This is a genomic window from Enemella dayhoffiae (assembly GCF_002250625.1).
GTDB lineage: Bacteria > Actinomycetota > Actinomycetes > Propionibacteriales > Propionibacteriaceae > Enemella > Enemella dayhoffiae.
Window position 1 is genome coordinate 305,139 of sequence record NZ_NMVQ01000001.1, and the last position, 17,100, is coordinate 322,238.

Consider the following 17,100-nt stretch of genomic DNA (forward strand, 5'->3'; position numbering starts at 1 on the left):
CTCTCAGATCCGGGTCACGTCGACGTTGATCAGGCCCTGCCGCGGGTCGGCGATGGCGGCGAACGAGGCCGTGGACAGGTCGATGCACCGCCCGGCGATGTAGGGGCCGCGGTCGTTGATCCGCACGTTCACGCTGCGCCCGTTGGCGAGGTTGGTGACCCGGACCCAGGAGTTCAGCGGCAGCGTCTTGTGCGCGGCCGTCAGCGTGTTCGGGTTGAAGTATTCACCCGAGGCGGTCATCTGCGGTTCGTTGTAGAGCGACGCGACGCACCGCTCGCCGTTCAGCACGGGAGCGCCGTTGTCCACCGCCCCGTTCGCGGGGTGATAGACGAGCTTGTCGTACTGGAAGTTCTGGGTGATGTCACCCCCGGTCGGATATTCCCCGCTGGTCGGGTAGCCCAGGCGCCCGGCCTCATAGCCCTGACCGGCGTACGCCCCCAGAATCGCGCCGCGCACCGGGTGCGCGCCCGTGCCCGGCGACCAGGCCACCGGACCATTCTGGAAGTTCTGCGCACACCCCCCATCACGCAACCCGCAATACTCCGAGCCGATCGGATAACCCAGAGGGCCGGCCTCATAGCCCTGACCGGCATACGCCCCCAGAATCGCCCCCCGCACCGGATGCGCGCCCGTGCCAAAGGACCAGGCCACCGGACCATTCTGGAAGTTCTGCGCACACCCACCATCACGCAACCCGCAATACTCCGAGCCGATCGGATAACCCAGAGGGCCCGCCTCATAACCCTGACCGGCATACGCCTGAAGGATCGACCCCCACACCGGATGCGCCCCAGACCCCGGAGACCACGCAATCGGACCGTGCTGGAAGTTCTGCGCACACCCCCCATCACGCAACCCGCAGTACTCCCCGCTGATCGGATAACCCAGCGCACCGGCCTCATAACCCACCGTGCCGAACCGGCCCAGGATCGCACCCCACACCGGATGCGCCCCCGTCGCCGGGGACCACGCCATCCAACCGCGCTCAAAATTCTGCGCACAACCCCCATCACGCAGACCGCAATACTCCCGCGAGATCGGCGCACCCAGCGGAGAGGAAACCCCACCCAACGCGTAATACCGGATCCCGATCGCCGAACCCGCCAACGGCAGCAACGAGTTCGCCGACGCCGAGGCGGACGCCTTCGACGTCGCCGCGGGAGCGGACGTCGTGGCCGTCCGCGGGATGGCGGCGGCCGACGGGGTGGTGCTGGCCGTCGCGGTCGCCCGCGGGGTGGGCGTACGACTCGGGGTCGTGGAGCTGACCGGCGAGGCCGTCGGCTGGGGGGTCGGGGCCGCGTACGCGGAACCGAAGGGGGTACCGATCAGGGCCGCGACAAGCGCGATTCCGAGGCCAGCCAGACGGCCAGATTGGCAGTTTCTCATGGTCTACCTAGGGTTTTCTCAGAATGGTCCCGAACAGTGTGCGGCTGTTACGCTCTCGTAGACCAATTCTGAGCGGACACTGTGAGCAACATCACAGACCCTCAGGAGCGTCGGACCGCTCCATCGAGGGCCACCTGGACCGCCTCGGCGTACGCCTGTTCCAGCGATTCGTCGTTGTCGGCCAAGGCCGAGGCCAGTCGCGGAAACCGTTCGCCCAGCAGGGTCGCCAGCCACTGTGGCACCTGCTCGGGGCTGCGCGAACCACGCAATCGGGCGTACGAGGTGGCCAGTCCGTCGAGCATCAGCGCCAGCGCCAACGGCCGCTCGACGGGCGCCTGCTCGAGGCAGCGGAGGACCTCCTCGAGCCAGGCCAGCGGCGCCGGACAGGGTGCGAGCCTGCTGAGTTGCACCTCGCACAGCCAGGGATGGGCGGCGTGCCGCCGCCACAACCGGTCGCTCCAGGCGGTCACCCGGTCCTGCCAGGGCCCCTCGCTGAGCTCTGGGGCGGCGCCCAGCGCCTCATCCACCATCACCTCCGTCAGCTCCTCCCGGGAGTCGACGTAGCGGTAGAGGGCGGTGGTCGCGACCCCCAGCCGCTCCGCCACGGCGGCCAGCGAGACGGCCTCGAGGCCGCTGGTGTCGGCCAGCGATACCGCCGCGCGGGCGACCTCCCGCACCGTGAAACGGGCTCGCGGACCGCGCGTGGCACCACCGAGCCCCCAGAGGGCACGTTGAGCGCGTCCGGCATCTTGACTGTGCACGTCGTTCACAATACCGTTGCGTTACTGCATACGTCATTCACAGTTTGGAGTGCCATGTCACAGCCCACCCCGCCCGCCCATGTCCTGGTCACCGGAGCCACCTCCGGAATCGGCGCCGAGGTCGCCCGGCTGCTGTCCGCCCAAGGTTTCCGCGTGAGCGGCGCGGGCCGGCGTACCGAGCTGGTGCCACCCGGCGTCACACCCGTCTCCCTGGACCTGACCGACGAGGCGAGCATCCACCGGGCCCACGCCGAGGCGACCGCGGAATCGGGGCCGGTCGAGGTGCTCGTCAACGCCGCCGGGCTCGGCCAGTTCGGCGCCATCGAGGACGTCACGCTGGCCCAGGCGCGGCGCCAGCTCGAGGTGAACGTGCTCGGCCAGCTCGAGCTCACCCGCCGCTGCCTGCCCGGGATGCGCGCCGCGGGCCGGGGCCGGGTGGTGATGGTCTCCAGCCTGGCCGGAGAATTTGCCGCTCCGATGTGCGGGTGGTACCACGCCTCCAAGTTCGCCCTCGAGGCGCTGTCCGACAGCCTGCGGATGGAGACCGATCGGCACGGCATCGAGGTGGTCGTGGTGCAGCCCGGCCCGGTCGACACGCCCTGGCACGAGCAGGCGCTGCTCGAGTTGCGCCAGACCTCGGGTGGCGGGGCGTACGCCGAGGCGGCCGCGGGGGCTGAGGCGTACCTCACCGGTTCGCAGATGCGGCAGGTCACCTCAACGATCGCCGAGGTGGCCGCCGCCGTGGTCGGGGCCGCCACCACTCCTCGTCCCGCGCCCCGGATCCGGGTCGGCCGGGGTGCGCGGATGGCGGTGGCGATGAGCCGGCTGCTGCCCACCCGCACCTTCGATCGGCTGACCCGCCAACAGTTCGGCTGCTGACCCGGACCCGGGGGCGCCTGACCTGCAGTCTCCTGAATCGACCATGATCAAACCCAGTGGGACTGGGTTTCGCAGGCCCCTTCCGGACAGACTGCAGGTCAGGCGTCACGGGGTGCAGACTTCACAGGGCGGAAATCGCCGGTTGCCCCGACCTCGCCGGGCTGATGGGCTGAGGGTGGACTGCCCACCAACACCCCCAGGAGCGCAGCCATGTCCCTTTCCAGTCCCCGCCCTGCCAGCCGCGCCACGCTGGCCCGAGCTGTCGTCGCCGGAACCGCCAGCCTGGCGCTCGGCCTGACCGGGGTCGCTCTCGGCACCAGCCGGGCCGACGCCGCACCCCGGTTCGGCTCCAGCAGCGGGATCACCGTGAAGTCGGTCAAGCCGATCAGCCAGCGCACCGTCGAGGTGGAGGTCACCACCGCCGCGGTCGCCCCGCACACCACCCATTCCCAGGCTGTCCGTCTCCGGGTCACGCTGCCGAAGTCCTACGACTCCTCGACCGGCAGGCGCTACCCGGTGCTGTACCTGTTCCACGGTCAGGACGGTCGCTACAGCGACTGGACCTCCGGCTATAACCCGGCCAAGAACCAGTTGGGCGGCGACCTCGAGACGATCACCGCCAACCAGGAGCTGATCGTGGTCACCCCTGAGGGCGGTCGCGCCGGCTGGTACACCGACTGGGTGAACCAGGCCAGCGGCGCCCAGAGCTGGGAGACCTTCCACGTCAAGCAGCTGATCCCGTTCATCGACGCCAACCTGCGGACCAAGGCCGAGAAGAAGCACCGCGGTATCGCCGGGTTGTCGATGGGCGGTTTCGGCGCCGCCCACTATGCGACCCGTTATCCGGACCGGTTCAACTATCTGGGCACGTTCTCCGGTGGCATCGACCTGGAGGACCAGCGGATCCGCGGTGCCGTGATCGGATCCTCGATCCTGCAGGGGTTCAACCCGCCCGATGGCAGCTTCGGCCCGGTGGTGTGGCCGATGGACGGCAACTGGATCCGGCACAACCCGGTGCGCAACGCCGGGAACCTGAAGGGGATGACCGTGTCCCTGTATGCCGGCTCCAAGCAGGAGCTGTACGAGCAGGGCGCCGGCTGGTCCACCCACACCTTCTCCGGTGCGCTCACTCGCGCCGGGGTGCAGCACCGCTGGGACATGTACGGCCAACCCGGTCAGATCGGGCGCTACAACTGCGACGGTGGGCACAACTTCGGCTGCTGGAACATGGCCCTGAACAAGGACCTCCCGCGGCTGATGGGTGCCATCGCCTGACCCGGCGGCTGAGCCTGTCGAGGATGGCTTCGACAGGCTCAGCCACCGTGGAGGCTCAGTGGGCGGCCTGGGTCTCGGTCTCCCGTTCGGCGGTGGTCAGGCGCTCGGCGGCGTCGTCGGCCATGCCGCCGGGGTTGTCACCACCCTCGTCCTTGCCGTACGCCTCCTCGATCCGGCGGCCGATCTCGGCGTCGACGTTCTTCCAGTACTGGAAGGCGCGCTGCAGCACGTCACCGCTGACCCCGCCCTTGAGGTGACCGACCACGGTCTCCACGAACCGTTCCCGCTGGGCGTCGTCGAACACCTCACGGACCAGGACGCCCGGCTGGCTGAAGTCGTCGTCCTCGGCCGACCGGATGGTCTGGGCGCGGTGCACCAGATCGCCGTCCACCCGGAAGGACTCCTCGGTCACTCCCTCGAAGGTGGAGAACGGGGTGCCCTCGGTGTTCGGCGCCATCATCGCCGTCTCCGGACCGGGGACGTCATAGGCCATCGGCCCGTCATAGGAATAGCTGTGTCCCTTGGTCCGCGGCCGGTTCACCGGCAGCTGCAGATAGTTGGCGCCGATGCGGTGGCGGTGCGTGTCGGCGTACGAGAAGACTCGACCGAGCAGCATCCGGTCGGGTGAGAAGCCGATCCCGGGTACCAGTGCCGACGGCTCGAAGGCCGCCTGCTCGATCTGGGCGAAGAAGTTGTCCGGGTTCTTGTTCAGCGTCATCCGGCCGACCTCGATCAGCGGATAATCCTTGTGGGACACGGTTTTGGTGACGTCGAAGATGTTCATGCGATAGTTGAACCCCTCCTCGAACGGGATCACCTGCACCTTCAGTGTCCAGCTCGGGAAGTCGCCGGCCTCGATCGCGTCGAACAGGTCGCGACGGTGCGCGTCGGCGTCCTCGCCGGCCACCTGCAGCGCCTGCTCACCGGTCAGCCCCTCGACCCCCTGGTCGGAGTGGAAGTGATACTTCACCCAGTGCTTCTCGCCGGATGCGTTGATCCACAGGTAGGTGTGCGAGCCGTAGCCGTTCATGTGGCGATAGGAGCGCGGGATGCCGCGATCGCCCATCAGATAGGTGACCTGGTGCGCCGACTCCGGGTTCTGGCTCCAGAAGTCCCACTGCATCTGGTTGTCGCGCAGCCCGCTCGCGCCGCGCCGCTTCTGCGAGCGGATGAAGTGCGGGAACTTCATCGCGTCGCGGATGAAGAAGATCGGCGTGTTGTTGCCGACCAGGTCGTAGTTTCCTTCGCTGGTGTAGAACTTCAGCGCGAAACCGCGCGGGTCGCGCCAGGTGTCGGGCGAGCCCAGCTCGCCGGCGACGGTGGAGAAGCGGGCCAGCATGTCGGTCTTCGTGCCGGGCTGGAACAGCGCCGCCTTCGTGTACGCCGACACGTCGCCGGTTACCTCCAGCACGCCGAACGCGCCGGAACCCTTGGCGTGCACGACCCGCTCCGGCACCCGCTCCCGGTCGAAGTGCGCCATCTGCTCCACGAAGTGCGTGTCGTGCAGCATGATCGGCCCGTCGGGTCCCGCGGTCAGGGCGTGCAGGTCGGATGCGGCCGGCGCTCCGGTTCCGGTGCGGCTGCCCGAGGTGTCGGCCTCGGCGGGAAACTGTTCGGACATGGCAGGCTCCTCTCATCGCTGATTCTTCATTCTCTCAGGCGGACCGCAGAGCTCGGCGGCGACCCTTCCCAGCAGCGCCGGGCTTGGCGACACTGGTGGGGTGAACTGGTGGCTGGGCCTGTTCGGGATGGTCCTGGTCCTCATCGGATGGGGCCTGCGGACCCTGAGCACGCCCGCGCCCACTGACACCGAGGACCTGCCGGCGGATTCCGAGGTGGACGCCGCCTTCGAGCGGGTGGACCGGGAACTGACCGTCTCGGCACTGGCGTCCCGGCTCGACCCGGTGATCCGGCGCAGGGTGCCGCTGCGGGCGATCCGGGCCGCCCCGGCGCGGGGTGCCACGCGGCTCGGTTTCGCCGACGGAACCGTCATCCTGGTCCGCAGTCAGGGCGGGGAACTCGCTCGCCTGGCCTTGCGGGTCGGCACCGAGTCAGTCCGGCTGGTGGCCTGCCGCCCGAGCGGGCGGCAGGCCGAACTGGAGTTCAGCACCGACCTGGGAACGGTGACGGCGCTGGCGATCGGCCTCGACCAGGACGACTGAGCGGCGTACGCCTCAGTAGCACGCCGCGTCCAGCGCGGCGATCGCCTCGCCTCGCCCGAGTTCGATCATTTCTTTGGCGCGATGGAAATCCAGGGTTCCGCAGGCTCGGGAGGCGATGGTGACCTGCACGTCGGGCGGGTTGGCCGCCATCCGATAGCGGGTGATCATCGCCTGCACCGCGTCCAGCGACTGGATCACCACGTCGGTCATCCGCAGGCCCCGCGGGGTGCTGAGGACCAGCTCCGATGCGGCGGCCGCCACGGCTTCGGCCGACTCGGTCACCGACTCGGATTCTGCCCGTTCGGAGTCGCCGCGGTCACCGCGGCTGCGCAGCCACTCCAGGTCGAGTTGATCGAACCCCTTGCGGATCCGCTCGAACCAGGCGGCACCGGGCTCGGGCTGGCTGGACTCACGGACCGGGGCGCCCTTGGCCGGTTGGCCGCCACCGGACAGGTTCACCGCCACGATGAAGTCCGCCGGCGCCCCGTAGGTCGCGTCGATCGGCACCGGGTTCAGCACACCGCCGTCGACCAGGGTGCGGCCGTTGATCACCACCGGGGTGATGAACGTTGGAATCGCAATGGAGGCACGGATCGCGGCGTCCAGCGGGCCGCGCTGGAACCACACCTCGCGGCGGGTGTCCAGGTCGGTGGCGACCGCGGTGAACGGGATCGGCAGTTCCTCGATCCGCGCCCCGTCGAGCAGGTTGCTGACCCGGGAGAGCAGCCGTTCGGCCTTGATCATGCCGGGCCCGGTCAGGGCGGGGTCGAAATAGCGCCACACCTCACGCTGGGTGAGCCCGGTGACCCATTCGGTGAACGGATCCAGCCGACCGGCGGCGTACAGGCCGCCGACCACGGCGCCCATCGAGCTGCCAGCGATGGTGATCACCTCGTGGCCGCGCTCGGTCAGCTCGTCGATCACCCCGATGTGGGCATAGCCGCGGGCACCGCCCGATCCGAGGGCCAGCGCCACCCGCATTTCCCACCTCCAGCACAGAACTTCTCCTCGATGCTACTCGAAGGTGCGGTGCGAGGCTGGGACCCTCAGACCGCCGGGAGCGTACGCAGCGCGGGCGCGGGTCGCAGCCGATCGCGTACCGCCGCGGCGACGACGCCCAGCCGGGAGCGACCGGGCTCGGGGTTGGGCAGGGCGAGCCGGAAGATCTTGGCCCACACCTGGCCGAGCTGCTGGTGCATCGGGCCGGTCACGTATTCCAGCCCGTGCCGCTCGAACAGCGCCCGCACCCGCGGCGCGATCTGGCCGAGCCGGTTGCTGGGCATGTCCGGGAACAGGTGGTGCTCGATCTGGTGCGACAGGTTGCCGGTGAGCACGTGCAGCACCTTGCCGCCGGAGATGTTGGCCGAGCCGAGCATCTGTCGCAGGTACCACCGCCCGCGAGTTTCGCCGGCCAGCGACTCCTCGCTGAACGTCTGCACACCCGTGGGGAAGTGCCCGCAGATGATCACCGCGTTGCTCCACACGTTGCGCACCACGTTGGCGACGGCGTTGGCCGCCAACGTGTGCAGGAAACCCGGGCCGGACAGCAGCGGGTGCACCAGATAGTCCTTGGCCACCTGGCGTCGCAGCTTCGCGAACACCGCCCGGGCGTTGTGACGGAACTCCTCCCGGTCGACCTCGCCCTTCAGATAGGGCCCCACCTGCAGGTCGTAGGCGGCGATCCCGTACTGGAAGAAGGTCGCGTTGAGCGCCGCGGTCACCGGCTGGATCAGGAAGCCGAGGCTCCAGGGCTGCTTCTCGTCGACGCGCATCACGCCATAGCCGAGATCGTCGTCGCGGCCACGTACGTTGGTCCAGACGTGGTGGCTCTCGTTGTGCGAGCGCTGCCACTGCTTGGCCGGGGTGATCGCGTCCCACTCCCAGTTGCTGGAGTGGATCTTCGGGTCGCGCATCCAGTCCCACTGGCCGTGCAGCACGTTGTGCCCGATCTCCATGTTCTCCAGGATTTTCGACAGCGACAGCCCGATCGTGCCGATGATCCACGCCGGCGGAAAGATCGAGAACAGCAGCACCGCGCGGCTGCTCAACTCGAGGGTGCGCTGCAGCTTGATGATGCTGCGGATGTAGGCCGCATCCTCCGCACCCAGGTCGGCCATCACCTCGGCGCGGATGCTGTCCAGCTCGGCGCCGATCTCGGCGACGGCGGCCTCGTCCAGCCCGGCGGGCAGGTGGGGGTTCAGGCCGGTCGGTTCGATGCGGCGGGCGAGCTCGGTGCTGTGGGTCTGTGTGGTCATCAGGATCCTTGGTTGTCGATCCGGCAGTCGCCGGCGGGTGCGGTCACGCAGGTCTGCACGTGGACCGGTTCGTCCTCCGCGGTGGTCACCTCACCGCTGCGCAGGTCGCGTACCGACCCGTTGCGCATCGGCACCAGGCAGCCGCGGCAGATGCCCATCCGGCAGCCGGACGGCAGCGTCACCCCGGCCTCCTCGGCGGCGTTCAGCAGCGGCCGATCGCCGGGGGCGTCGACGCGCTGCCCGGTGCCGGTGAACGTGACGGTGCCCCCCTCGCCGACGGCGGCGAAGACGGCCGGGCGGAACCGTTCGGTGTGCAGCCGCTCGGTCAGGCCGGCGGCGGCCCAGTGTTCCTCGGCGGCATCGAGCAGGCCGACCGGTCCGCAGGCCCACACCTCGCGCTCGCGCCAGTCGGGGACCAGTGCGTCCAGCTCGTCGAGGCGCAGCAACCCCCCGGTGTCGGTGAGCCGCGCCAGCAGCCGCAGGGTGCCTGCTGCGGCGTACCCCTCCAGCTCGCTGCGGGCGATCACGTCGGCGACGGCGGGGCTGCTGTGCAGCAGCACCGCATCGGTGAAGCGGTGGTTGCGCAGCATGCCGAGCACCGGGGTGATCCCGGAGCCGGCGGTGAGCAGCAACACCTTGCCGGGCAGCGTCTCCGGCTGACAGAACTCCCCGGTGGCCTGGGACAGGTGCAGCAGGTCACCGGCCCGGGCGGTGCGGACCAGATGGTTGCTGACCACCCCACCGGGGATCGCCTTGACGGTGATCCGCAGGGTTGGTTCGTCGGTGCGCGAGGTGATCGAGTACGCCCGGTGCTGGCGTACGCCGTCGACGTCCAGGCCCACCCGCAGGTATTGCCCGGGACGGTGTCCGGCCCAGTCGGCGCCGGGACGGATCACGATGGTGGCCGCGTCAGCCGTCTCCGGCAGGACGGCGAGGATCCGTCCGCGCAGGTCCCCGCCGGGCCGAAGCGGGTCCAACAGGTCGAGGTAGTCGGCCGGCACCAGGGGGGTCGCCAGGGCTCGGGCGAGCCGACGCGCACCGGCGGAAATAATGCTCGTCGTCGTGATCGTGCTCTCCTTGCGCGGGCTGTGCCGCATCGTCAGGGTCACATCCACCAGCGTAACTTACGGAACCGTAGGTTCTCAAAGACATGGCAGGACTCTCAGCGGATTTGTCGACACGCCCTAGGCTGTCGCGGGTGACCACCGACTTCCTCCGCCCGGCCATCGACTGGCTGGTCGGGCTGATGCAGACGATCGGTGCGCCCGGGGCCGGGATCGCCGTGGCGCTGGAGAACATCTTCCCGCCGATCCCGAGCGAGGTGATCCTGCCGCTGGCCGGGTTGACCGCCAGTCGCGGGCACTTCACCGTGATCGAGGCCATCGTCTGGACCACCGTCGGGTCGGTGGTCGGCGCGTGGGCGCTCTATCTGATCGGGGCGAAGCTGGGCGTACCGCGGTTGAAGCGGCTGGCCGACAAGATCCCCCTGATGAAGGTGAGCGATATCGACCGCACCGTCGCCTGGTTCAACCGGCACGGCCGATCGGCGGTCTTCTTCGGTCGGTTGCTGCCACTGTTCCGCAGCTTCATCTCGATTCCCGCCGGGGTGGAACGGATGCCGTGGTGGCAGTTCACCCTCTATACCGGGCTCGGTAGCGGGATCTGGAACAGCGTGCTGGTGCTGGCCGGTTGGAAGCTCGGCGAGAGCTGGCACCTGGTCGAGCGGTGGACCGGCGTGCTGCAGAACGTGCTGATCGTCGCCCTGGTCGCCGCGCTGGCCTACTTCATCATCCGTCGGCTGCGCCAGCGCCGCGCGCACTGACCGTTCCCCGCACCCGTCGCAGGGCGCTCAGTTGACCACGCCGAACTCGTAGCCCTGGTCCTTGAAGAAGTCGATCACCTCGGCGAGGCCACCGGTGGTCAGCGCGTTGTCCTTGTAGTCGTGCATCAGCACCACGGCCACGTTGGGCAAACCGGAGGCGCGGTGGGTGCTCTTCACCCGCTCGGCCGCGGCCGAGCCGGAGCCGGGGGCGCTCTTGGACTCGCCGTCGCCGTTGTTGGAGTTCCAGTCCATCCAGTACGCCTCGCGCTGCGCCAGCGCCTGGTCGGAGGCCTCCAGCCCCTTCCACCCGTGACCGCCCGGATAGCGGAAGCCGCGCACGGCATAGTCGTTGCCCAGCTGCTTGCGGATCCCGGCGAGCGCCTTGTCATAGTCGCCCATGATGTTCTGGGCGTTGGCCCGCCCACCCGGATAGAGCAGACCGTAACTGTGCGAATAGGAGTGGATCACGATCGAGTGCCCCTCGGCGATCTCCCGCTTCACCAGCTGCGGGTTCGCCTTCTCCATCCCCTGCGGCCCCACGATCACGAAGAACGAACCGTGCACCCCCTTCTCCTTGAGGATGTCCAGCACCTTGGGCGTGGTCGAGTCGGTGGGTCCGTCGTCGAAGGTGAGGAACACCACCTTCTTGCTGATCGGGCAGGCGGCTTCGCCCGGCTTGGCGCGCAGACACGCCTGCACGTCCTTGGCCTGATAAGCGTACGCCGCAGCGGCGTGGTTGTGGTTGGTACCCGGCTTCAGCGCGGTCTGGTCGACCGTCGGCGTGGGGCTGGGCGTCGGCGTGGGCGAGGCAGCCGTCGTCGTCGGGGCGCTGGACGGCCGGGCCGAACCACCGGCGCTCGGTGCCGCGCCGGTGTCGGGGGGCGGCGTACCGCAAGCGGCGAGCCCGATCAGCGCGGTGACCCCGGCGGCCGCCGCGGCGAGACGAGTGAGCGCAGGACGCTGCCGACCGTTCATCAATCCCCCTGAGAATGCATCATCGTCACGGTAACCCGGGCGTACGATCGTCCCAAATCGGCGGGTCGCCAGGGGAGTACGCTGGTGCGGTGACTCAGCTCCGGTCCCAGACCCAGCGCGGCGCCAGTGCGGTGAGCCTAGTCGCCGGCATCGTCGTGGTGGCCGCGCCGCTGCTGGGCTGGCTCGGGCACACCGATTTCACCCGCACCCTGATGGGGGTGCTGATCGGGGCCGTGGTCGGCCTCGCCCTCGGCCTGTTGGGCCCGGGAGTGGCCACCTCGCTGACCGGTCTGGTCGGTCCGCCGGTGCGCGGTCTGCTGGTGGTCGTCGCGGCCGCACTGCTGCTGTGGGCCGTCCTCGGGGTGGCGTTCGACCTGAACACCGTCACCAAGACCGTCAGTATCGCGGCGGCGGCGGTGCTGGTCGCCGCCTGGGTTCCGCTCAGCCGGTTGTCCGGGCGCTGACCTCCAGCCCGCGCTGGAAGTCCAGGATGCGGCGTACCGCCTCGGCGACCGCCTGCGCCCCCGCCGCCAGCGAGATCCGCACCGCCTGATGGCCGTGCGCCGAGTCGAAGTCCGGACCCGGGGTGAGCGCGACCCGCTGCTGCTCCAGCAGGGCCTCGCACCAGGCGCCGGAGTCGGCATAGGGGCCGAGCACCGGGGCGATCGTGGCATACAGATAGAACGCCCCGTCGGCCGGCGCGACGTCCACCCAGCCCAGCTCGTCGAGGTGGTCGAGCACCACCTGACGGGCCGCGGCATAGTCGGCGACCTGCTCGGCCCCCTCGGCGTACGCGTCCTTGGTGAACGCCTCGACGCAGGCATACTGCGCCGGTACCGGCGGACAGAGCGACAGGTTGCCGGTGAGCGCCTCGAACGGCCCGATCAGATCGTCGGGGACCAGCGCCCAGCCGAGCCGCCACCCGGTCATCCCCCAGTATTTGGAGAACGACGACACCACGATCGAGGTGCGGTCGTGGGCCCAGGCGCAGTCGCCGACCGAGTCACCGTAGGTCACCCCGTGATAGATCTCGTCGCTGACCAGGCGTACGCCGCGCTCGCGGCACCAGCTCGCCAGCTCGGCCAGCTGCCCGGGCGCCAGCATGGTGCCGGTCGGGTTGGCCGGGGAGGCGACGACGAGCCCGGCCAGCGGTGCCTCGGCATACGCCCGCTCGAGCAGCTCGACGGTCGGCTGGAACCGCTCGGCGGGCCCGCAGTCGAGCTCGACCACCTCAAGTCCGAGGCTGGCGAGGATGTTCTTGTACGCCGGATAGCCCGGCCGGGCGAGCGCCACCCGGTCGCCGTGGTCGAAGGCCGCCAGGAAGCTGGTCAGGAACGCCCCCGAGGAGCCGGTGGTGATGGCGAGGTTGCCGATCGGCACCTCGATGCCGTACCAGCGGCGGTAGTGCCCGGCGAGTTGCTGGCGCAGCTCGGCCAGGCCCAGGGCGTTGGAATAGCCGAGCGCGGTGCCGTCGGTGACCACCTCGGCGGCGCGGCGGCGTACCCCGCTCGGCGCCCCGGCCGCCGGCTCGCCCGCGCACAGCGAGATCACCTCGTGCCCGGCCGCGCGCAGCTCGAACACCTTGTGCAGCACCGTCATCACCTCGAACGGCGGGACGGCAAGGGAGCGCTGGGACGGTGAGAGGGCCATGAGCCGGATTCTACTGGCGCGCGTCCAGCTCCTTGACCAGTCGCGCCGGGGCGGTGTTGCGATAGGACATGTCGGCAAGCTCGGCCACCTCGGACCAGTCCGGCGTACCGATTCGGAAGTTGATCCCCAACCAGCCGCTCGGACCAAAGTAGGCGGGGCTGAAGAACCGTTCGTCGGCAAGCAGTGCCGCGCGTTCACCCGGGTCGGGCAGGAAGAGCATCGAGTCGGCGAAGTCGTCGGCGCCGTGATCGCCCTTGACCACCCCGCCGAAGACGGCGAACACCTTCTTGGTGAAAAAGTTCGGGTGCCCGTGGGAGATCTTCTCGGCCGCCTCGGGCAGGGCCAGGCAGATCTCTCGGACCCGGGCCAGATGCGGGTCGTCCTCGCGGTAGCGCAGCGGATGGGCCATGCTCGATGATCCCACGGTGGCTGAGCCTGTCGAAGCCAGCCGAGCTCAGGCCCCTTCGACAGGCTTGGGGACCGGGGTGAGGACTAGCATCGCGGGGTATGGGGCGGATCACGGTGCGCAGGGCGGTCACCCGGATCACCGTGGGTGAGGGGAGTGACCGCCGCAGTGACGTGCTGGCGGCCGAGGAGCCGCTGGAGATCCGGTTGAACGGGACCCCGCTGGTGGTGACGATGCGTACCCCCGGTGAGGACATCGAGTTGGCGCACGGGTTCCTGGCCACCGAAGGGGTGATCACCGGCGCCGCGGATGTGGTCGCCGCCCGCTATTGCGCCGGGGCGGTGGCGACCGGACCGGACGGGTTGCCGCAGAACACCTACAACGTGCTGGAGGTACGCCTGGCCGAGCACGTGCCCGCCCCGAGCGTCGACCCCACGCGCAACTTCTACACCACCAGCTCCTGCGGGGTGTGCGGCAAGGCGAGCATCGACGCGATCACCCAGCAGCTGCGCTGGGACGTCGCCGCCGACCCGGTACGCCTGGACCCGGCCGTGCTCGTCGAGCTGCCCGACCGGCTCCGCGAGCGGCAGCGCACCTTCGACCGGACCGGCGGGCTGCACGGGGCGGCGTTGTGCACCGCGGACGGCGAGCTGTTGTACGCCGCAGAGGACGTCGGTCGGCACAACGCGGTGGACAAGGTGATCGGCTGGGCGCTGCTGAACGATCGGCTGCCCGCCACCGGCTGCGTGCTGGTGGTGTCGGGGCGGGCCAGTTTCGAGCTCACCCAGAAGGCGCTGATGGCCGGAATCCCTGCCCTGGTTGCGGTCTCAGCTCCCTCGTCGCTGGCCGTCGAGTGCGCCGAGCAGGCCGGGATGACGCTGTGCGGGTTCGTCCGCGCCCCACGACTGAACGTCTACAGCCGGCCGGATCGGGTGGGCTGAGCCAGTTCTCGACCCCCGCGCCGGTCGACCCGCAGGGCGCGCCGCTCGGTGAATCGCGGCCGCGGGATGAGACAGTGATCCCGCGATGCATGTCAGGCTGCAGGAACCCACCCCCAGGACCGGAGCCCCCGGTCGGCTGGCTGGTTTCCTGATCACCCTGACCGGGGTGGGTGCGCTGTTCCTCTACTACCTGGCGATGTGGCCGGACCTGAAGGCGTTCTCCCACGACATGGACTGGGCGCCGCGGCCGTTCGAGGACTTCCTGGTGCACTACCAGCCGATGGCCGAGCGCATTCTGCGCGAGCCGATCTCCACCGACGGCTACTTCTATCCGGCCTTCCTGGCGGTGGCGCTGCACCCGATCGCCGCGCTCGGGCCACAGGTGGCGTTGAAGTTCTGGGTGGCGCTGACGATCGCGATGACCCTGCTCGGTTGGTGGGCGAGTTGCGGGCTGCTGGGGTTGAAGCGGCCGGGCCCGCGGTTGGTGCTGCTGCTGTTGACGTTGTCGGCCCAGCCGGTGCTGCACTGCTTCAACTGGGGCCAGGTGTCGATCATGCTGGGCAGTCTCACCCTGGTCTCCATCTGGTTGTACCGGGGTGGGCACCGCGGCTGGGCCGGTGTGGTGCTGGGCATCGCCATCGCGATCAAGATCTATCCGGCGGTGTTCCTGTGGTACTTCCTGGCCAGGAAGGACCGCCGCGCGCTCATCTCGGCCGGAGTCACCGCGTTCACCCTGGTCTGCCTGCTGCCGGGGACAGTGCTCGGGTTCGGACGCTGGTTCGTCTTCGAGGTGACCACCCAGCGCAACCTCGCCGCCACCAGTTGGTATGACGACGACGGCACCCCCGACTCCAACTCGCAGGCGTTCGCACACGTGCTGAGCCGCTGGTTCCCCCGGATCGTGGACGAGATGAACCGGACCGAGCTGACCCTGGCGGCGGTGTTCGGGTACGCCCTGGGCGCCGGGGTCCTGGCGCTCGCCTTCCTGCTCATCCGAAGCCGCACCAAGGACGCCGACCTGCTCGGCCTGGCGCTGATCTTCGCGGCCACCCCGTTCCTCAGCCGGGTGTGCTGGCCGCACTACTTCACCTATCTGCCGTTCATCCAGGTGCTGGCCTTCCGGCAGGTGTGCCGGGTGACAACCGGGGCGTCGGTGATCGGCACGATCCTGCGCGCGCTGCCGATCATCTCGGTGCTGTTGAGCAATGTGGTGTTCTTCAACTTCTTCGAACGCCCACACGACTATTCGAGCTCGGGAATGCTGTTCCTGGCCAACGTGTTGCTGATCCCGCTGCTGGCCAGCGCCCTGCTCAGCCGAGCGGTCCCGCCGGCCCGGGTCACCGAGGTCTGAGCGGTCAGCGCAGCATGCTGCGCCAGGGGCGCTGGAGCGGATAGCGGCGTCCGTGCACCTCGCTGGGCCGGATGGCGATCAGCACCGGACGGTTGTCGCCCAGCCAGGCGCGCAGCCCGACCTGCTCCAGACGGAGTTCCTCCTCGGGGGGCAGCACCACCGCGGTCCCGCGTACCACCACAGAGCTGCCGACCTCTTCGACCACCTGATCGACCTCGAAGGCGACGTGTCGGTCCTGACACAACCCGTGCACGGTGCTGCCCTCCGCGGTCCGGAAGACCAGCTGCTGCCCGTCAACGGCATAGTTCAGCGGCACGATGTTCGGCTGCCCGTCCAGCTCATAGGCCATCCGGCCGAACTCCTGGGAGTGCAGGAGCTCCCAGCACTCCTGCTCCGACAGGTGTGTCCCCTCGGCCATGGCAACCCTTTCGTCAACTGCCGCCAGCCTATCCCCGCCGACCCGGCTTCTCCGGTGATTCGTCGAGGAGCTGCGGCGCGGCCATCACTTCGCGCATTTGGTCCTGGAGGACGGTCAGCAGTTTTCCGCACCAGCGTCTCGTCCCACGCCAACTCCGGATCGGGCTCCAGGTGGGCGAGCAGGACCCCGACGCTCCACCGCTCGGGTTCGGACCACGCGGCGGCTCTACTCTGACCGAACAGCCGGGCGGGCGCCCGCTCGTCCAGCCAGGCGGGCCGGGCGATCGCCCGGACGAGGATCCCGGTCATCATCGCCCCGGTCGCCCCGGCCAGCACCCGGAAGCCCTCGCCTCACATCAGCGGCGGGACCAGTCGATAGCCAACCAGGCCGGCCAGGTTGGCGTACACCTCGGCGCGACGCTGGGCGAAGCCGGCCTCAGCGGACACCAGCGCCGCCCCCGACGGCGTCGCGGACCTGTCCGGCCGGCAACCCCTGATAGGTCGCGGACAGGGCGAGGAAGGTGCGCGAGCGCGGGGAGCCGAGCAACCGGCGTACGTCCGCGTCCATGGCCATCCGCAGTCCTTCCACGATCAGGTTCCGGCGCCCCTGGGCGGACCCCAGCCGCGGCCGATGCTCATCGACCAGGGCCAGCAGCCGGACCAGGTCCTGTTCGGTTTCGGGAATCAACGAGGTACGCCGAACCGTCTCGGCCAGCACGTCGACGAGGAATTGCTCACGGCTCGGCCACCGGCGATAGGCGGTGGCCCGGGACACCCCGGCCTGCTCGATCACCCGTTCCATCCGGATCCCCTGTCGGGG

At 69.5% G+C, this 17,100-nt stretch carries 18 protein-coding genes; 7 read left to right on the forward strand and 11 right to left on the reverse strand.

The genetic code is table 11. From position 1 onward, the window contains the following. Window positions 1-3 precede the first annotated feature (3 nt). Together CGZ93_RS01505 and CGZ93_RS01510 are read right to left on the reverse strand one after the other, a co-directional pair. On the reverse strand, window positions 4-1,386 hold the full coding sequence (locus tag CGZ93_RS01505; protein WP_094362367.1) for a septal ring lytic transglycosylase RlpA family protein: 1,383 nt from the start codon (window positions 1,384-1,386) through the stop codon (window positions 4-6). Window positions 1,387-1,487: 101 nt separating this feature from the next. Beyond that, window positions 1,488-2,063 carry a TetR/AcrR family transcriptional regulator gene (locus CGZ93_RS01510; RefSeq protein WP_176451586.1) on the reverse strand — a complete coding sequence of 192 codons (576 nt, stop codon included), beginning with the start codon at window positions 2,061-2,063 and terminating at the stop codon, window positions 1,488-1,490. Window positions 2,064-2,201: 138 nt separating this feature from the next. Here CGZ93_RS01510 and CGZ93_RS01515 point away from each other — a divergent pair, with 138 nt between their 5' ends. Further along, the gene (locus CGZ93_RS01515; protein ID WP_094362369.1) at window positions 2,202-3,026 is read left to right on the forward strand and encodes an SDR family NAD(P)-dependent oxidoreductase; all 825 of its coding nucleotides are present in this window, start codon (window positions 2,202-2,204) and stop codon (window positions 3,024-3,026) included. A gap of 210 nt (window positions 3,027-3,236) precedes the next feature. Next, entirely contained in the window at window positions 3,237-4,301 is a 1,065-nt protein-coding gene (locus CGZ93_RS01520) for an alpha/beta hydrolase (protein WP_094362370.1), read from the forward strand. 55 nt (window positions 4,302-4,356) lie between these two features. Here CGZ93_RS01520 and CGZ93_RS01525 read toward each other — a convergent pair whose 3' ends face one another. Further along, a complete protein-coding gene (locus tag CGZ93_RS01525) occupies window positions 4,357-5,922 on the reverse strand; it encodes a catalase (protein ID WP_094362371.1) in 1,566 nt (521 codons plus the stop codon). Between the two features lie 100 nt (window positions 5,923-6,022). On the opposite strand from CGZ93_RS01525, the gene CGZ93_RS01530 reads away from it, so the two are divergent. Then, window positions 6,023-6,463: a hypothetical protein gene (locus tag CGZ93_RS01530; RefSeq protein WP_094362372.1), complete on the forward strand. Its 441-nt coding sequence runs from the start codon at window positions 6,023-6,025 to the stop codon at window positions 6,461-6,463. A gap of 12 nt (window positions 6,464-6,475) precedes the next feature. Here the strand turns inward: CGZ93_RS01530 and CGZ93_RS01535 are convergent, their stop codons facing one another. The 3 genes from CGZ93_RS01535 to CGZ93_RS01545 all read right to left on the reverse strand — a co-directional run bounded on the left by CGZ93_RS01535 (window position 6,476) and on the right by CGZ93_RS01545 (window position 9,833). Next, the gene (locus CGZ93_RS01535; protein ID WP_094362373.1) at window positions 6,476-7,444 is read right to left on the reverse strand and encodes a patatin-like phospholipase family protein; all 969 of its coding nucleotides are present in this window, start codon (window positions 7,442-7,444) and stop codon (window positions 6,476-6,478) included. Between the two features lie 65 nt (window positions 7,445-7,509). After that, window positions 7,510-8,718, reverse strand: coding sequence for a fatty acid desaturase family protein (locus tag CGZ93_RS01540; RefSeq protein WP_094362374.1), 1,209 nt, complete (start codon window positions 8,716-8,718; stop codon window positions 7,510-7,512). Beyond that, a complete protein-coding gene (locus tag CGZ93_RS01545; protein WP_229117118.1) occupies window positions 8,718-9,833 on the reverse strand; it encodes a ferredoxin reductase in 1,116 nt (371 codons plus the stop codon). The genes CGZ93_RS01540 and CGZ93_RS01545 overlap by 1 nt, the downstream gene beginning before the upstream one ends. Before the next feature lie 83 nt (window positions 9,834-9,916). On the opposite strand from CGZ93_RS01545, the gene CGZ93_RS01550 reads away from it, so the two are divergent. Next, window positions 9,917-10,540: a DedA family protein gene (locus CGZ93_RS01550; RefSeq protein ID WP_229117119.1), complete on the forward strand. Its 624-nt coding sequence runs from the start codon at window positions 9,917-9,919 to the stop codon at window positions 10,538-10,540. A gap of 27 nt (window positions 10,541-10,567) precedes the next feature. Here CGZ93_RS01550 and CGZ93_RS01555 read toward each other — a convergent pair whose 3' ends face one another. Then, a complete protein-coding gene (locus tag CGZ93_RS01555) occupies window positions 10,568-11,515 on the reverse strand; it encodes a polysaccharide deacetylase family protein (protein WP_094362376.1) in 948 nt (315 codons plus the stop codon). A gap of 89 nt (window positions 11,516-11,604) precedes the next feature. Between CGZ93_RS01555 and CGZ93_RS01560 the strand changes: the two genes are divergently transcribed. After that, a complete protein-coding gene (locus CGZ93_RS01560; protein ID WP_094362377.1) occupies window positions 11,605-11,979 on the forward strand; it encodes a hypothetical protein in 375 nt (124 codons plus the stop codon). Here CGZ93_RS01560 and CGZ93_RS01565 read toward each other — a convergent pair. Together CGZ93_RS01565 and CGZ93_RS01570 are read right to left on the reverse strand one after the other, a co-directional pair. Next, the gene (locus CGZ93_RS01565; RefSeq protein ID WP_094362378.1) at window positions 11,957-13,165 is read right to left on the reverse strand and encodes a pyridoxal phosphate-dependent aminotransferase; all 1,209 of its coding nucleotides are present in this window, start codon (window positions 13,163-13,165) and stop codon (window positions 11,957-11,959) included. The genes CGZ93_RS01560 and CGZ93_RS01565 overlap by 23 nt on opposite strands. Before the next feature lie 10 nt (window positions 13,166-13,175). Then, window positions 13,176-13,574 carry an MmcQ/YjbR family DNA-binding protein gene (locus tag CGZ93_RS01570; RefSeq protein WP_094362379.1) on the reverse strand — a complete coding sequence of 133 codons (399 nt, stop codon included), beginning with the start codon at window positions 13,572-13,574 and terminating at the stop codon, window positions 13,176-13,178. A 98-nt stretch (window positions 13,575-13,672) separates the two neighbouring features. Between CGZ93_RS01570 and fdhD the strand changes: the two genes are divergently transcribed. Continuing rightward, a complete protein-coding gene (gene fdhD, locus CGZ93_RS01575; RefSeq protein WP_094362380.1) occupies window positions 13,673-14,512 on the forward strand; it encodes a formate dehydrogenase accessory sulfurtransferase FdhD in 840 nt (279 codons plus the stop codon). A gap of 85 nt (window positions 14,513-14,597) precedes the next feature. Beyond that, entirely contained in the window at window positions 14,598-15,863 is a 1,266-nt protein-coding gene (locus tag CGZ93_RS01580) for a glycosyltransferase family 87 protein (RefSeq protein WP_094362381.1), read from the forward strand. Window positions 15,864-15,867: 4 nt separating this feature from the next. On the opposite strand, the gene CGZ93_RS01585 is transcribed toward CGZ93_RS01580, so the two are convergent. Continuing rightward, window positions 15,868-16,281, reverse strand: coding sequence for a pyridoxamine 5'-phosphate oxidase family protein (locus CGZ93_RS01585; protein WP_094362382.1), 414 nt, complete (start codon window positions 16,279-16,281; stop codon window positions 15,868-15,870). A gap of 435 nt (window positions 16,282-16,716) precedes the next feature. Next, on the reverse strand, window positions 16,717-17,082 hold the full coding sequence (locus tag CGZ93_RS01590) for a TetR family transcriptional regulator (protein ID WP_094362383.1): 366 nt from the start codon (window positions 17,080-17,082) through the stop codon (window positions 16,717-16,719). Window positions 17,083-17,100: the final 18 nt, after the last annotated feature.

Bases quoted from the DNA above. Each gene is read 5' to 3' on its own strand.
- fdhD (WP_094362380.1), top strand. From the start codon at position 13,673: ATGGGGCGGATCACGGTGCGCAGGGCGGTCACCCGGATCACCGTGGGT.
- CGZ93_RS01540 (WP_094362374.1), bottom strand. From the start codon at position 8,718: ATGACCACACAGACCCACAGCACCGAGCTCGCCCGCCGCATCGAACCG.
- CGZ93_RS01535 (WP_094362373.1), bottom strand. From the start codon at position 7,444: ATGCGGGTGGCGCTGGCCCTCGGATCGGGCGGTGCCCGCGGCTATGCC.
- CGZ93_RS01525 (WP_094362371.1), bottom strand. From the start codon at position 5,922: ATGTCCGAACAGTTTCCCGCCGAGGCCGACACCTCGGGCAGCCGCACC.
- CGZ93_RS01570 (WP_094362379.1), bottom strand. From the start codon at position 13,574: ATGGCCCATCCGCTGCGCTACCGCGAGGACGACCCGCATCTGGCCCGG.
- CGZ93_RS01590 (WP_094362383.1), bottom strand. From the start codon at position 17,082: ATGGAACGGGTGATCGAGCAGGCCGGGGTGTCCCGGGCCACCGCCTAT.
- CGZ93_RS01520 (WP_094362370.1), top strand. From the start codon at position 3,237: ATGTCCCTTTCCAGTCCCCGCCCTGCCAGCCGCGCCACGCTGGCCCGA.
- CGZ93_RS01555 (WP_094362376.1), bottom strand. From the start codon at position 11,515: ATGAACGGTCGGCAGCGTCCTGCGCTCACTCGTCTCGCCGCGGCGGCC.
- CGZ93_RS01580 (WP_094362381.1), top strand. From the start codon at position 14,598: ATGCATGTCAGGCTGCAGGAACCCACCCCCAGGACCGGAGCCCCCGGT.
- CGZ93_RS01515 (WP_094362369.1), top strand. From the start codon at position 2,202: ATGTCACAGCCCACCCCGCCCGCCCATGTCCTGGTCACCGGAGCCACC.
- CGZ93_RS01505 (WP_094362367.1), bottom strand. From the start codon at position 1,386: ATGAGAAACTGCCAATCTGGCCGTCTGGCTGGCCTCGGAATCGCGCTT.
- CGZ93_RS01585 (WP_094362382.1), bottom strand. From the start codon at position 16,281: ATGGCCGAGGGGACACACCTGTCGGAGCAGGAGTGCTGGGAGCTCCTG.
- CGZ93_RS01565 (WP_094362378.1), bottom strand. From the start codon at position 13,165: ATGGCCCTCTCACCGTCCCAGCGCTCCCTTGCCGTCCCGCCGTTCGAG.